At 70.9% G+C, this 13,318-nt stretch carries 15 protein-coding genes; 12 read left to right on the forward strand and 3 right to left on the reverse strand.

Annotated elements, in window-relative coordinates:
- The first annotated feature begins 21 nt into the window (after window positions 1-21).
- The 7 genes from FH610_RS31180 to thpR all read left to right on the forward strand — a co-directional run bounded on the left by FH610_RS31180 (window position 22) and on the right by thpR (window position 5,498).
- Complete coding sequence (locus FH610_RS31180) at window positions 22-1,485, forward strand: NCS2 family permease (protein ID WP_205826207.1); 1,464 nt, start codon at window positions 22-24, stop codon at window positions 1,483-1,485.
- A 151-nt stretch (window positions 1,486-1,636) separates the two neighbouring features.
- Window positions 1,637-2,089, forward strand: coding sequence for a hypothetical protein (locus FH610_RS31185; protein WP_139578710.1), 453 nt, complete (start codon window positions 1,637-1,639; stop codon window positions 2,087-2,089).
- Between the two features lie 86 nt (window positions 2,090-2,175).
- Window positions 2,176-2,658 (forward strand): helix-turn-helix transcriptional regulator, encoded by a 483-nt coding sequence (locus FH610_RS31190; RefSeq protein WP_240809311.1) that lies wholly within the window; start codon window positions 2,176-2,178, stop codon window positions 2,656-2,658.
- Window positions 2,659-2,668: 10 nt separating this feature from the next.
- Window positions 2,669-3,094: a VOC family protein gene (locus FH610_RS31195; protein WP_139578711.1), complete on the forward strand. Its 426-nt coding sequence runs from the start codon at window positions 2,669-2,671 to the stop codon at window positions 3,092-3,094.
- Between the two features lie 169 nt (window positions 3,095-3,263).
- Window positions 3,264-3,707 (forward strand): MarR family winged helix-turn-helix transcriptional regulator, encoded by a 444-nt coding sequence (locus FH610_RS31200; protein WP_139578712.1) that lies wholly within the window; start codon window positions 3,264-3,266, stop codon window positions 3,705-3,707.
- A gap of 5 nt (window positions 3,708-3,712) precedes the next feature.
- Window positions 3,713-4,966: an MFS transporter gene (locus tag FH610_RS31205; RefSeq protein ID WP_139578713.1), complete on the forward strand. Its 1,254-nt coding sequence runs from the start codon at window positions 3,713-3,715 to the stop codon at window positions 4,964-4,966.
- Complete coding sequence (thpR, locus tag FH610_RS31210; protein ID WP_139578714.1) at window positions 4,929-5,498, forward strand: RNA 2',3'-cyclic phosphodiesterase; 570 nt, start codon at window positions 4,929-4,931, stop codon at window positions 5,496-5,498. Before FH610_RS31205 ends, thpR begins: the two co-directional genes overlap by 38 nt.
- Window positions 5,499-5,598: 100 nt before the next feature.
- Here the strand turns inward: thpR and FH610_RS31215 are convergent, their stop codons facing one another.
- Both FH610_RS31215 and FH610_RS31220 read right to left on the reverse strand, forming a co-directional pair.
- On the reverse strand, window positions 5,599-6,567 hold the full coding sequence (locus tag FH610_RS31215) for an aldo/keto reductase (protein ID WP_139578715.1): 969 nt from the start codon (window positions 6,565-6,567) through the stop codon (window positions 5,599-5,601).
- Window positions 6,568-6,617: 50 nt separating this feature from the next.
- Entirely contained in the window at window positions 6,618-7,187 is a 570-nt protein-coding gene (locus FH610_RS31220; RefSeq protein ID WP_240809312.1) for a PadR family transcriptional regulator, read from the reverse strand.
- Between the two features lie 55 nt (window positions 7,188-7,242).
- Between FH610_RS31220 and FH610_RS31225 the strand changes: the two genes are divergently transcribed.
- From FH610_RS31225 to FH610_RS31240, 4 genes are read left to right on the forward strand one after another with little or no spacing between them, the layout of a single operon-like run.
- Window positions 7,243-8,415 carry an FAD-dependent oxidoreductase gene (locus tag FH610_RS31225; RefSeq protein ID WP_139578716.1) on the forward strand — a complete coding sequence of 391 codons (1,173 nt, stop codon included), beginning with the start codon at window positions 7,243-7,245 and terminating at the stop codon, window positions 8,413-8,415.
- A gap of 37 nt (window positions 8,416-8,452) precedes the next feature.
- Window positions 8,453-9,034 (forward strand): TetR/AcrR family transcriptional regulator, encoded by a 582-nt coding sequence (locus FH610_RS31230; protein ID WP_139578717.1) that lies wholly within the window; start codon window positions 8,453-8,455, stop codon window positions 9,032-9,034.
- 31 nt (window positions 9,035-9,065) lie between these two features.
- Window positions 9,066-10,421 carry an MFS transporter gene (locus tag FH610_RS31235; protein WP_139578720.1) on the forward strand — a complete coding sequence of 452 codons (1,356 nt, stop codon included), beginning with the start codon at window positions 9,066-9,068 and terminating at the stop codon, window positions 10,419-10,421.
- The gene (locus FH610_RS31240; protein WP_139578721.1) at window positions 10,422-11,174 is read left to right on the forward strand and encodes an SDR family NAD(P)-dependent oxidoreductase; all 753 of its coding nucleotides are present in this window, start codon (window positions 10,422-10,424) and stop codon (window positions 11,172-11,174) included.
- Here the strand turns inward: FH610_RS31240 and FH610_RS31245 are convergent.
- Entirely contained in the window at window positions 11,166-12,140 is a 975-nt protein-coding gene (locus FH610_RS31245) for a helix-turn-helix transcriptional regulator (protein ID WP_139578723.1), read from the reverse strand. The genes FH610_RS31240 and FH610_RS31245 overlap by 9 nt on opposite strands.
- A gap of 62 nt (window positions 12,141-12,202) precedes the next feature.
- Between FH610_RS31245 and FH610_RS31250 the strand changes: the two genes are divergently transcribed.
- The gene (locus tag FH610_RS31250) at window positions 12,203-13,312 is read left to right on the forward strand and encodes an epoxide hydrolase family protein (protein ID WP_139578725.1); all 1,110 of its coding nucleotides are present in this window, start codon (window positions 12,203-12,205) and stop codon (window positions 13,310-13,312) included.
- Window positions 13,313-13,318: the final 6 nt, after the last annotated feature.

The raw sequence follows: 13,318 nt of genomic DNA on the forward strand, positions 1-13,318 counted from the left end.
GCGCGCGTGAATGCGAACCCCATGAACACCCCTAATTTTCTCGATCGATACTTCTCCATCTCAGCCCGTGGTTCCTCCGTCGGACAGGAGGTCCGCGGCGGCTTCGCCACCTTCTTCACGATGGCCTACATCGTGGTGCTCAACCCGCTCATCATCGGCACCGTCGCCGACAAGACGGGCCAGTTCCTCGGTGACGGGGAGAACCCCAACATCGCGCTGGTCGCCGCGGCCACCGCGTTCGCCGCCGGCATCCTCACGATCATCATGGGCGTCTTCGGCCGGGTGCCGTTCGCCCTGGCCACCGGCCTTGGACTGAACGCCTTCCTCGCCTTCGGCATCGCCAGCCAGATGTCGTGGGAGGACGCGATGGGCCTGGTGGTGCTCGAGGGCATCGTCATCGCGATCCTCGTGGTGACGGGCTTCCGGGTGGCGGTGTTCCACGCGATCCCCGCCCAGCTCAAGACCGCGATCAGCGTCGGCATCGGCCTGTTCATCGCGCTGATCGGGTTCGTCGACGCCGGTTTCGTCCGGCGCATGCCGGACGCGAGCGGCACCACGGTCCCGGTCAAGCTCGGCGCGCTGGGCAACGGCTCGCTGACCGGGTGGCCCACACTCGTCTTCGTCGTCGGCCTGCTCGTGACGGCCTTCCTCGTCGCCCGCAGGGTCAAGGGCGCCATCCTGCTCGGAATCGTCGGCACCACCGTGCTCGCCATGATCGTCGAGGCGATCGGCAAGGTCGGGCCGCAGACTCCCGATGGAAGCAACCCCAACGGGTGGTCGCTCAACGTGCCCGCGTGGCCGAAGAACTTCATCGAGCTGCCCGACCTGTCGCTGCTCGGCCAGTTCAGCCTGTTCGGCAGCTTCGCCAAGATCGGCGGCCTGGCGGCCGTGATGTTCGTCTTCACCCTCATGCTCGCCGACTTCTTCGACACGATGGGCACGATCGTCGGCGTGGGCCGCCAGGCGAACCTGGTCCAGGAGGACGGGACCGTCGAGCGCACCAAGGAGATCCTGCTCGTCGACTCGCTCGCGGCCGCGGCCGGCGGCGCGGCCAGCGTCTCGTCCAACACCACCTACATCGAGTCGGCGGCCGGTGTCGGCGAGGGCGCGCGCACCGGTCTGGCGAGCATCGTCACCGGCGTGCTGTTCCTGCTCGCCATGTTCTTCGCCCCGCTGACGGAGATCGTGCCGTTCGAGGCGGCGACCCCGGCCCTCGTGGTCGTCGGCTTCCTCATGATGACCCAGGTCAAGGAGATCGACTTCAGCGACTTCGAGACCGCGATCCCCGCGTTCCTGACCATCGTGCTCATGCCGTTCACGTACTCGATCACCGCCGGGATCGGCGCGGGCTTCGTGAGCTACATCGCCATCAAGGCGTTCCGCGGCAAGGCGCGCGATCTCCACCCCCTGATGTGGCTGGTGGGCGCGCTGTTCGTCGTGTACTTCGCGCTGGAGCCCCTCAAGAGCCTGCTCGGCCTGAGCTGATCCGCGCCGTACGGAGGCCGCCGTGGCGATGCCGCGGCGGCCTCTCGCGCGCCGGCCGTCGGTGACCCTCGGGGGGCGCTCCCCCACAGGGGGGAGGCGTTTCCCTCACACACGGGAGTGCTGCCGGGCACGCCGTGTCTACGGTCGAGCCATGCTCGATTCCGCTCACCCACGGCGTTGGCCGGCGTACGCGCTGGCCGTGTTGTTCCTCGGCTACGCCGCGGGGAAGGCCGCCTTCGCCCTGCAGGACCGGCTCGGCTTCCCGGGCGGCCCGCCCGTGCCGGCCGCCGAGACCCAGGGGTACTTCATGGACGCCGCCACCGCGCAGTGGCTCGCGACCGCCTCCGGCATGGTGGGCGCGTGTGCCGCCCTCGCCACGGTCACGCCGCTCGGCCGCAAGGTGCCGCGGACCCTGATGCTGCTCGTGCTGGCCGTGATGCTGGCGGCCGTCGGAGGCGGCGCGGGCATCATGATCCTGGACGGGTTCGTCGGCATGGGCGTCGGCTGGAAGTGGTATCACGGCGTGCTCGGCATCGTCGTGATCGGGCTGTTCGCAGAGATGTGCCGGTCCTACGTGAGGTCGACGAGACGTGTCGCCGGCTGACCGGACGCGGGTGGGTGGCTACGGCGCGGCGGTCTGCCGCGCGGCGGCCGAGACGATTTGTCGGGGCCGAGCGCTAGTGTCGTGATGTGGCCGTGAGGGGACAGCGGACGGTGCCGGTGGAGCTGCTGTCGCGGCTGCGCCTGGCCAGGGACCGCATGGACCGCGACTATCAGAGCGAGCTCGATCTCGACCGGCTCGCGGCCGTCGCCGGGGTCTCCAAGTTCTACTTCGTCCGCTGCTTCGAGGCGGCGTACGGCGAGACGCCGATGCGCTACCTCACCCGGCGGCGGCTGGAGCGCGCCCAGGACCTGCTGCGTTTCGCCAACCTGACCGTGACCGAGGTCTGCATGGCCGTGGGGTTCAGCAGCCTGGGCTCGTTCTCGGCCAAGTTCCGCCGGATGGTGGGGGAGAGTCCGAGCGAATACCGCGACCGGTGGGCGGCGCGCGGCGGCCCCCGCGTCCCCGGCTGCTACCTGTTCATGAACGGAGTGCTCCACCTTGGGGGCGCGCCGAAGCGGGACGACGATTGTGCAATTTTGGAGAAGCCCAGGTCAGAGGGGTCGCAGTAGCGTCTGCCGCATGATTCGGAACGTCTCCTTGATCACGCTCTACTGCAGCGACCAGGACGAGGCCCGGGACTTCTACGTGGACGTCCTCGGCTTCGTCTCCAACACCGACATCCAGATGGACGGGTTCCGCTGGGTCACCATCAACCACCCGGACCACCCCGAACTCGAGATCACGCTGATGAAGCCGGGACCGCCGCTCGACGACGAGGGCGCCGACTTCTACCGCAGGCAGCTCGACAAGGGCCAGGCGGGTGGCCTGGGGCTGCGCGTGGACGACTGCCGCAAGACCTGCGAGGAGCTCACGGCCAAGGGCGTGACGATCCTGCAGGAGCCCTCGGAGCGGCCGTACGGGGTGGAGGCGGTCATCCGCGACAACCAGGGCAACTGGCTCGTTTTGGTCGAGCCGAAGGAGTTCACGCCGGAGGACTTCGCCTGACGCGACGCACGTACGAGGCCCGGCCCCCACGTGGGGGCCGGGCCTTGATCGTTCATGGGATCGTCCATCGCCGGGATCGCGCCGGTACGGTGTGTCGCGATCCCGTGCAGGGCCGGACCATTTGGAGGAATGCGGACATGCGCCATATAGTTAGCAAAGGTAATGAGTCATGCTAACGAACGCCCAGAACTTGCGCAGCGACGCCGCTCTCGCGTCCGCCTTGCGCGTGTCCCTCGCCCGGCTGACGCGACGGATGCGCAAGCAGGCCGCGCACCACTCACTGACGCCCACACAGCTCGCGACGCTCGTCGCCGTCGAGCGCCACACCGCAATGACCCCCGGCGAGCTCGCGGAGCACGAGAAGGTGCAGCCGCCCTCGATGACCCGCGTGATCGCCAAGCTGGAGGCCCGGGGTCTGCTGGAACGCAAACCTCATCCGACCGATCGCCGGCAGGTGACGGTGAGCGTGACGCCGCAGGGGGCGGCGCTGCTCAAGGAGGAGCGCCGAACCAAGGAAGCCTGGCTGGCGCAGCGGCTCAAGGACCTGACGCCGGAGGAGAGGGCGACGCTGCGAGCGGCGGCGCCGATCCTGGAGAAGCTGTCCACGATGTAGGCGGCATGTTCCGCTCGCTGCGGAACTACAACTACCGCCTGTTCGCCTCCGGCGGCGTGATCTCCAACGTCGGCACCTGGATGCAGCGCACCGCCCAGGACTGGCTGGTCCTCGACCTCGCGCACGGCCGCGGCTCGGCGCTCGGCGTCACCGTGGCGCTGCAGTTCCTGCCGACGATGCTGTTCGGGATGTTCGGCGGGGTGATCGCGGACCGCTACCCCAAGCGCCGGATCCTCATGGCGGCCCAGACGCTCATGGGGCTGCTGGCGCTCACCATGGGCGTGCTGGTCCTCACGGGGACGGCCCAGGTCTGGCACGTGTACGCCATGGCGTTCACGCTCGGCCTGGTGTCCTGTGTCGAGGTGCCCACACGGCAGTCGTTCGTGGTCGAGATGGTGGGCCGGCGGGACCTGCCGAACGCCATCGCGCTGAACAGCTCGACCTTCAACCTCGCCCGGGTCGTCGGCCCGGCGGTGGCCGGCCTGCTGATCTCCTGGATGGGCACCGGCCCGATCTTCGTGCTGAACGCCGCGTCGTTCGCCGCCGTGATCACCGGGATCGCGCTCATGCGGGTGTCCGAGCTGCGCTCGCCGGAGCCCGTGCCGCGGGGCAAGGGCCAGTTGCGGGAGGGCCTGCGCTACGTCGGCGGCCGGCCCGACCTGCTGCTGCCGCTGCTGCTCGTGGCGTTCATGGCGATCTTCGCCCAGAGCTTCTCGACCAGCATCGCGCTGATGGCCAAGCAGGCGTTCGGCGCGGGCGCGTCCTCCTTCGGCGTGGCGTCCAGCGCGTTCGCCGTCGGGGCGTTCGGCGGGGCGCTGCTGGCCGCGCGGCGGGTCAAGCCGAGCCGCAGGTTCCTGATCGCCGGGGCGCTGTGCTTCGGGCTGTTCCAGGTCGTCGCCGGGCTCGCGCCCGCGTACGCGGCGTTCCTGCTGATGCTCGTCCCCGCGGGCATGGCGATGATCACCGTCAACACGACCGCGAACACGATGGTGCAGCTCGGCGCCTCGCCCGAGATGCGCGGCCGGGTCATGGGCATCTACGTTCTGGTCTTCACCGGGGGAGCGCCGATCGGGGCGCCGCTGGTGGGCTGGCTCGCCGAACTGGCCGGTCCCCGGGTCTCGGTCGTGGCCGCCGGCGTGCTGAGCATGTGCGGCGTCTGCCTGGCGGTGCTGGTGACCCGGATGGTCGCGGCACGCGTGGCGGTCAGGGAAGAATCGGCACGTGAGCAGATTGTTCGTGGCGCTGCTGCCGCCGCCTGAGGCGCTGGCGGAGATCGCCACGGCGGTCGAGCCCGTACGTGCCGAGTGGACGGAGCTGCGCTGGGTCGATCCCGCGCTGTGGCACGTGACCGTGGCCTTCCTCGGCGAGGTGCCCGACGAGGTGCTGCCCGAGCTACGCGTACGGCTGGCCCGCGCGGCCGCCCGGTATTCCCCCGAGACGGTCTCGTTCGGCGGCGCCGGGGCCTTCCCCTCCGCCTCCCGGGGACGCATCTTCTGGATCGGCCTGGAGGCCGGACCGGCCCTGACGAGGCTCGCCGGGTCGGTGGCGGCCGGCGCCCGGCGGGCCGGGGCGGCGGAGACGGACCGCAAGCGGTTCCATCCCCATCTCACCCTGGCCCGCTCCAGGACCCGGTCACGCCACGGCGACGACCTGCGCTCCCTGGTCGGCGCCCTGAGCGCCTTCGGCGGGCGGCGCTGGGAGGTGTCGTCGGTGCACCTCGTACGCAGCCACATCGGGGCGAGCGTGCGGTACGAGCAGGTCGAGGCGTACCCATTGGCAGTCCGCGACTAGGCTCCATGGCGTGGATCGTCCTCGTCGCTGGCTGCTGCCCACGGTGCTCGCGCTGCTCGTGCTCATCGTGATCGTCGGCGCGTTGCTCAACAACGCCTGATCACCAGGCGTACTCCTCCGGGGCGGTCTTGAAGCCGGGGAAGATCTCGTCGAGCCGGGCGAGCGCCTTGTCGTCCAGTTCGATCTCCAGCGCCCGGATCGTGCCGTCGAGCTGCTCGACCGTGCGGGGGCCGATGATCGGCGCGGTGACCGCCCGCTGGTGCAGCAGCCACGCCAGGCCGACGTTGGCCGGGTCCTCGCCGAGCTCGTCGCAGAACGCCTCGTACTGCTCGATCTTGTCGCGGTGCTTGTCGAGCTGGGCGACGATGTGGTCGGCCGCCGAGCGGCCCTTGTCGATCTTGCGCAGGATGCCGCCGAGCAGGCCGCCCGCCAGCGGGCTCCACGGGATCAGCCCGAGGCCGTAGTCCTCACAGGCCGGGATGACCTCCAGCTCGGGCGCGCGGACGATCAGGTTGTAGTGGGACTGCTCGCTGACCAGGCCGAGGGTGTTCCGGCGGCGGGCCGACTCCTGGGCCTTGGCGATGTGCCAGCCGGCGAAGTTCGACGAACCGACGTACAGGATCTTGCCCTGCTGCTTGAGGATGTCCATGGCCTCCCAGAACTCGTCGAACGGGGTGTCCCGGTCGATGTGGTGGGCCTGGTAGACGTCGATGTAGTCGGTCTGCATCCGGCGCAGCGAGGCCTCCGCCGCCCGCCGGATGTTCAGCGCGGACAGCTTCTCCTCGTTCGGCCAGTCGCCCATCGAGCCGTACAGCTTGGTGGCGATGACCGTACGCTCACGACGGCCGCCGCCCTTGGCGAACCAGCGGCCGATGATGTTCTCGGTGATCCCCTCGCCCTTCACCCAGCCGTACACGTTGGCGGTGTCGAAGAAGTTGATCCCGAGCTCGTGGGCGCGATCCATGATCGCGAAGGAGTCCTCTTCCGTGGTCTGCGGACCGAAATTCATGGTCCCCAGGCAGAGCTTGCTGACCAGCAGGCCGGTGCGGCCAAGGTGTCCGTATTCCATGCCCTCCACCCTAGGTACCTGGAGTGGACTCCAGGCGAGCCCGGCACGCGTCAGATCTGGAAGTCCCAGGTGAGGCGGCCCTCGCTCAGGTCGTCCGCGAGGCCGCGCGCGAACTCCAGCTCCGTGGCGACCTGGGCCCGCTGATACTCGGACTCCACGAGGAAGAGGCGGGGCACGAAGCTCAGGCTGTCGGCCATCTCGGCGTCGAGCGCGGACAGCCGTGCCTCCAGCGCCGCGATGCGCTGCCGCAGCGCCGCCAGCGCCTCCTCCGGCGTCAGTACGGGCAGGAAGGCGAGCGCGGCGGGGAATTCGGGGAACTCCCTGGCCGGGGTGGACAGCATGGTCCGCATCCACTGCTTGAGCGTCTCCCGGCCCGTCTCGGTGGCCTCGTAGACCGTCCGCTCCGGCCGGTTCTCCTCACGGGTGGTCTCGCGGACCGCCAGCAGTCCGTCGCGGAGCAGGCGCTCGATCGTCTGGTAGACGCTGTTGCGCTGCGCGACGTTGACCACGTCGTCCTGGTGCCGCTCCTTGATCAGCTGCTGCATCCGGTACGCGTGCATCGGCGACTCGCAGACCAGGGCGAGCACGGCCGTGGCCAGGGGAGAGCGCCGTGTCGACATGGCGCCCATCATAAGGGTCTTGCCGCTTCATAGTCATAATATGTATAGTCATGCCATGACCAAAAGAGCTCTGATCATCGGCGGTGGGATCGCGGGTCCCGTGACGGCCATGGCGCTGCAGCGCGCCGGAATCGACAGCGAGGTCTTTGAGGCCTACGACCGGGGCGCCGAGGGCGTCGGCGCCTTCCTCACGCTCGCGGTCAACGGGCTGGAGGCCCTGCGCCTGCTCGACCTGCACGACCTCGTCTGCGACCTCGGCATGGACACGCCGGTAATGGAGATGTACAACGCGCGCGGCAGGCTGCTGGCGACCACGAGCCAGCCGAGCCGCACGCTCAGGCGCGCCGACCTCTACCAGGCGCTGCGCGACGAGGCCGTACGGCGGGGCGTGCGGATCCACTACGGCAAGCGGCTCGCCGACGCCTCGGCCACCTCCGGCGGGGTGCGGGCCGTCTTCGCGGACGGCGGCGAGGTCGAGGGCGACCTGCTGGTGGGCGCCGACGGGCTGCGCTCGCGCACCCGTGCCCTCATCGACCCCGGCGCCCCCCGCGCCCGGTACGTCGGGCTGCTGAACACCGGCGGCTTCGCCGAGGGAGTACGGGTGCCGGGCAGGCCGGGGGTCTGCTACTTCATCTTCGGCAGGCGGTGCTTCTTCGGCTACATGATCCACCCGGAGGGGCGGGTGTGGTGGTTCGCCAACCCGCCGAGCCGCCGGGAGATGACTGCCGAGGAGCTCGCGGCGATCACTCCCGAGCAGTGGCGGGCCAGGCTCATGGACCTGTTCGAGGGTGACGCCGGGCCGATGCGGGAGATCGTCGCCGCGACCCCGCTTATCCTGCCGGCCTGGAACACCTACGACTTCCCGACCGTGCCGAAGTGGTTCAACGAGCGCATGGTGCTTGTCGGAGACGCGGCCCATGCCACCTCGCCCTCCTCCGGGCAAGGCGCGTCGATGGCGATCGAGGACGCCGTGGTGCTCGGCAAGTGCCTGCGCGACGTGCCGGACACCGCGGACGCGTTCGCCGCGTTCGAGCGGCTGCGGCGCGAGCGGGTCGAGCGCGTCGTCGCGCAGGGCAAGCGCAACGGTGACGGCAAGGCGCCGGGCGCCGGCGGGGCCTTCGTCCGCGACCTGATCCTTCCCGTGATCATGCGGCAGGTGGAGAAGCGGAACGCGCTGGCCTGGATGCACGACTACCGGATCAGCTGGGACGACCGTGTGGCGGCTTAATTGACCGATCGTTCCTGATTGGTCTACGGTTGAGGGCATGGCGAGGACCAAGGAGTTCGACCCCGACGTCGTGCTGGAGCGGGCCCTGGATCTGTTCTGGCGGCGCGGCTACGAGGCCACGTCGATGACCGACCTGGTCGAGCACCTCGGCATCGGCCGCGCCAGCCTCTATGCCACCTTCGGCGGCAAGCACGACCTCTACGTGAAGGCGCTGGAGCGCTACGCGCAGATGCGCGACCCGAACCCCGTCGAGTTGCTGTCGCAGCCCGGCCCCGCCCTGCCGGCCGTACGGACCCTGGTCGAGCGCTACACCGAGGACTCGATCCGCGATCGCGACCGGCGGGGCTGCATGATCGTGAACGCGGCGACCGAACTCCTCCCGGACGACGAGCCGGTCGCCCGGCTCGTCGAGGCCAGCTGGACGGGCCTGGAGACGGCGCTGACCTCGGCTCTCATCCGCGCCCGCGCTCAAGGGGAGATCTCGGCCGAGTCCGACCCCCGGGCGCTGGCGCGGTTCGTGCTCGTCTTCCTGCAGGGGCTGCGGGTGATGGGGAAGGGGCACGGCGACCCCGCCCGCCTCCGAGACGCCGCCACGCAGGCCCTCGCGGTGCTCCGCTGATCTCTCCATGGGAAGAGGAGTGCGCTTTTTCATGCCCTCATTCTTGACTGATCGATCCAGAAATATGGCGGCGTTCGCCGTGCTCGGCGGGGCGCAGGCCACGCTGGTCGCGGCGATCACTCTTCTCACCGTGCCGCTGCCGGCCGTCCAGCGGGAGTTCGGCCTCGGTCAGGGGGATCTGGCGCTGCTGACCTCGGCGTACGGGCTGGCCTTCGGGGGGCTGCTGCTCCTCGGGGGCAGGCTCGCCGACCGGTGGGGCGCCCGGGAGGTGTTCCTCGCCGGGATGGCCCTGCTCGCGCTGGCGTCGGCGGCGGGCGGGCTGGCTCCGGACCACGCCGTCCTGCTCGCCGCGCGCTTCGCGCAGGGAGTGGGCGCCGCGATGGCCGCCCCCGCGGCCGTTTCACTCGTGACGCGGCTCCGCCCGGACGTCCGGGAGCGCGAGCGTGCTCTGGCGGTGTGGGGCACCCTGTCGGTCACCGGGGCCGTCACCGGCAGCCTGCTGTCCGGCCTCGTCGCCGCCGCGGCCTCGTGGCGCTGGTCGTTCCTCCTGCCCGCCGCCGTCGGCGTCGCGGCCGTGGCCGCCGGGGTCTTCCTGCTGCCGCCCGCGCCTCGCACGGCGGCCCGCCTCGACGTGCCCGGCGCGCTGCTCGCCACGGCCGGGCTGGTCGCGTTCGCCTACGGCCTGCTGGAGGGCGCGACGGCCGTCGCCGCCACCGGCCTGCTGCTGACGGCCGGGTTCGTCGTCCTTCAGGCGAGGACGCCGCATCCGCTGCTGCCGCTCCGGCTGGTGACGCACCGCCGCAGGGGCGCCGCCCTGCTCGTCGTCTTCGTCACGGCGGCCGCCAGTGCGACGACCACGTTCCTGCTCAGCCTCTACATGCAGCAGGTGCGCGGGCTGTCGCCGATCTCCACCAGCCTGGCCTTCCTGCCCTTCCTCCTGGTCGTCGTGATGGGCCCGGTGAGCGGCCGCCTGCTGCGCCGCCTCGGCGTGCGGCGCGTGCTGGTCGCCGGGTTACTGCTCGCGGCGGTGTCGATGCTGCTGCTCGGCCGTGTCGCGTCCGGGGGAAGCGTGCTCGCCGGGCTGCTGGTCTTCCCGGTCGCCTCGGGGCTGGCCTTCTCCGGCGCCACCGTGGCGGCCCTCGACGGCGTACGCGCCGAGGACGCCGGGGCGGCCGGGGGACTGGTCAACACCGCCATGGAGGCGGGGCCGACGGTGGGCCTCGCCGTGCTCGTGGCGCTCGCCGCCGCCCGCGCGGGCGACGTGCCCGCCGGTGGCGCCCGGGCCATGACCGAGGGCTACGGATTCGCCCTCACCGCCATGGCCCCGGCCTTCCTTCTCGCGGCGGCGACGGTCGCCGTCGCGTTCGCCCGGACAAAGGAGCGATAGATGAGGTTCGCGGACAAGGTCGTGCTGGTCACCGGTGCGGGTTCCGGCGTCGGCCGGGCGGTCGCCCGCGGGTTCGCCCGGGAGGGCGCCACCGTGGTGGCGGCCGGACGGAGGCGGGAGCCGCTGGAGGAGACCGTCGAGGTGATCGAGGCCGAGGGAGGCCGAGCCGCCGCGCTCACGGTCGACGTGACCGACTCGGCCGCTGTGGCCAGGCTCGTCAGGGAGATCGTCACCCGGTTCGGCCGCCTCGACGTCGCGGTCAACAACGCCGGGATCTTCGCGGGAGGGACCGTCGTGGACATGCGGGAGGAGGACTGGGCGCGTGTCCTCCAGGTCAACACGACGGGCGTCTTCCTCGCCCTGAAGCACGAGATCGCCGCGATGCGCGCCCAGGGATCGGGCGTGATCGTGAACATCGCCTCGAACATCGGGGCTCACATCCGGATACCCGGGGTGGGCGCCTATGCCGCGTCCAAGGCCGCCGTGAGCGCCCTGACCCGCACGGCCGCGCTGGAGAACATCAGGGCAGGTGTGAGGATCAACGCGGTCAGCCCGGGGCCGCTGGACACCGGCATGTCCATGCGCCCCGGCGAGACCGAGGACGACCGGGCCGCCCGGGTGCGGGAAGCGCTGCCGATCGGCCGCGTCGGCGCCCTCGAGGAGATCACCGGCACCGTGCTCTGGCTCGCCTCGGACGACGCCGGCTTCGCGGTGGGGCTCGACCTGGTGCTCGACGGCGGCGCCTCAGCCTGACCCCTGTGCCGCCGTGGCGGTCGCGCGGGCGTAGCGGGCGGTGAGGGCGCGCAGGTGGTCGACCAGTTCCGGCGGGCCGGTGACCTCGAAGTCGAGGTCGAGCAGGCCGAGGTGGACGGCGAGCGAGTTCACGGTGTCGGCGCCGGTCGCGAGCACGCAGGTATGGCCGTCGACGTCCTCCACGACGCCGACGGCGGGGTTGATCCGCGCGGCGACCACCTCGGCGGGGGCGTGGACGAGCACCCGGGCGCGGTGCCGCCAGGCCGCCGACGACACGCCGCGGGCGACGTAGGCCGCGGCGCCGCCCTCCGGCGGGTCACGGGGCGGGAAGCGCGGGCCGGTGGGAGTGCGCGGCGCGATCCGGTCCACCCGGAACGTGCGCCAGTCGTCGCGGTCGACGTCCCAGGCCACGAGGTACCACCGGCGGCCCCAGGACACGAGCCGATAGGGCTCGGCCACCCGGACGCCGGAGGAGCCGTCGTGGCCGCGGTAGTCGAACCGCAGCCGTTCGCGGTCGCGGCACGCCGCGGCCAGCACACTCAGCACGGCGGGGTCGACCGCCGGACCCGGCCGGTCGGGCGGCACCGGTTCGGTGTAGGCCTGCAGGGCGCCGACGCGGCGGCGCAGGCGTGACGGCAGCACCTGTTCGAGCTTGGCGGCGCCGCGCTCGGCCGCCTCCTCGACGCCCGCCACGCCGGCGGCGGCCCGCAGCCCGATCGCCACGGCCACCGCCTCCTCGTCGTCGAGGAGCAGGGGTGGCATCGCCGCCCCGGCGACCAGACGGTAGCCGCCGTCCGTGCCGCGGGAGGACTCCACCGGATAGCCGAGCTCGCGCAGCCGGTCGACGTCGCGGCGTACCGTCCGCTCGCTCACGCCGAGCCGTTCGGCCAGAATCACGCCGGGCCAGTCGCGTCTGGCCTGGAGCAACGACAGCAGGCGCAGCAGCCGCGCCGAGGTTTCCAGCATGTTCTCAGTCTGGCGGCACTTCAGGACAGAACCTGTCCTGAAGGCTCCGTAATGTCGGTGCCATGAGCGAGAACACGCAGATCAGGCCTTTCCGTGTCGACGTCCCGCAGGCCGACCTCGACGACCTGAAGGACCGGCTCGGCCGGACCCGCTGGCCCGACGAGATCCCGGACGCCGGGTGGGAGTACGGCATACCGGTCGCGTACGTGAAGCGGCTGGCCGAATACTGGCGGGACGGGTACGACTGGCGTGCCCACGAGGCCGAGATCAACCGCTATTCGCAGTTCGTCACCGAGATCGACGGGCAGGACATCCACTTCCTGCACGTGCGGTCGCCGCACGAGGACGCCCTTCCGCTGATCCTCACCCACGGCTGGCCGGGCTCGATCGTGGAGTACCTCAAGGTCATCGAACCGCTGACGAACCCCGAGGACCCGGCGCAGGCGTTCCACCTGGTGATCCCGTCGCTGCCCGGCTTCGGCTTCTCGGGCCCGACGAGGGAGCGGGGCTGGAACCGGTTCCGTACGGCCCGGGCGTGGGCGGAGCTCATGCGCAGGCTCGGCTACGACCGGTACGGCGCGGTGGGCAACGACGGCGGCTCGTTCGTCTCGCCCGAGGTGGGCCGGGTGGACCCCGAGCACGTCGTCGGCGTCCACGTCACGCAGATCTACTCGTTCCCCTCCGGCGACCCGGCGGAGATGGCGAACCTCACCGACGAGGAGCGGAAGGGACTGGAGGTGCTGCAGTGGTTCTACGAGAACAAGATGTCGTTCAACATGGTCCACTCGCAGCAGCCGCAGACGTTGTCGTACGGGATCTTCGACTCGCCGGCCGGGCTGCTGGGCTGGAACGCCCAGTTGTTCGGTGAGGACGTCGACGACGACTTCATCCTGACCAACACGATGCTCTACTGGGCGACCGGCACTGCCACGTCGGCCACGCGGTTCTACTACGAGGACGCCCACGCCGAGCATCCCAAGGAGCCGACGACGGTCCCGCTCGGCCTGGCGATGTTCGAGGGCGACTTCGTGTCGATGCGCACCTTCGCCGAGCGCGATCACAAGAACATCGTCCACTGGCGGTCCTATGACGCGGGCGGCCACTACGCCGCCCACCTGCGGCCGGACGTGCTCGCCGCCGACCTGCGCGACTTCTACGCGGCCCTGCGGTGACAGGCC

The organism is Microbispora catharanthi, from assembly GCF_006334915.2.
Taxonomy (GTDB): Bacteria; Actinomycetota; Actinomycetes; order Streptosporangiales; family Streptosporangiaceae; genus Microbispora; species Microbispora catharanthi.

Bases quoted from the DNA above. Each gene is read 5' to 3' on its own strand.
- FH610_RS31180 (WP_205826207.1), top strand. From the start codon at position 22: ATGAACACCCCTAATTTTCTCGATCGATACTTCTCCATCTCAGCCCGT.
- FH610_RS31185 (WP_139578710.1), top strand. From the start codon at position 1,637: ATGCTCGATTCCGCTCACCCACGGCGTTGGCCGGCGTACGCGCTGGCC.
- FH610_RS31195 (WP_139578711.1), top strand. From the start codon at position 2,669: ATGATTCGGAACGTCTCCTTGATCACGCTCTACTGCAGCGACCAGGAC.
- FH610_RS31200 (WP_139578712.1), top strand. From the start codon at position 3,264: ATGCTAACGAACGCCCAGAACTTGCGCAGCGACGCCGCTCTCGCGTCC.
- FH610_RS31205 (WP_139578713.1), top strand. From the start codon at position 3,713: ATGTTCCGCTCGCTGCGGAACTACAACTACCGCCTGTTCGCCTCCGGC.
- FH610_RS31215 (WP_139578715.1), bottom strand. From the start codon at position 6,567: ATGGAATACGGACACCTTGGCCGCACCGGCCTGCTGGTCAGCAAGCTC.
- FH610_RS31220 (WP_240809312.1), bottom strand. From the start codon at position 7,187: ATGTCGACACGGCGCTCTCCCCTGGCCACGGCCGTGCTCGCCCTGGTC.
- FH610_RS31225 (WP_139578716.1), top strand. From the start codon at position 7,243: ATGACCAAAAGAGCTCTGATCATCGGCGGTGGGATCGCGGGTCCCGTG.
- FH610_RS31230 (WP_139578717.1), top strand. From the start codon at position 8,453: ATGGCGAGGACCAAGGAGTTCGACCCCGACGTCGTGCTGGAGCGGGCC.
- FH610_RS31235 (WP_139578720.1), top strand. From the start codon at position 9,066: ATGCCCTCATTCTTGACTGATCGATCCAGAAATATGGCGGCGTTCGCC.
- FH610_RS31240 (WP_139578721.1), top strand. From the start codon at position 10,422: ATGAGGTTCGCGGACAAGGTCGTGCTGGTCACCGGTGCGGGTTCCGGC.
- FH610_RS31245 (WP_139578723.1), bottom strand. From the start codon at position 12,140: ATGCTGGAAACCTCGGCGCGGCTGCTGCGCCTGCTGTCGTTGCTCCAG.
- FH610_RS31250 (WP_139578725.1), top strand. From the start codon at position 12,203: ATGAGCGAGAACACGCAGATCAGGCCTTTCCGTGTCGACGTCCCGCAG.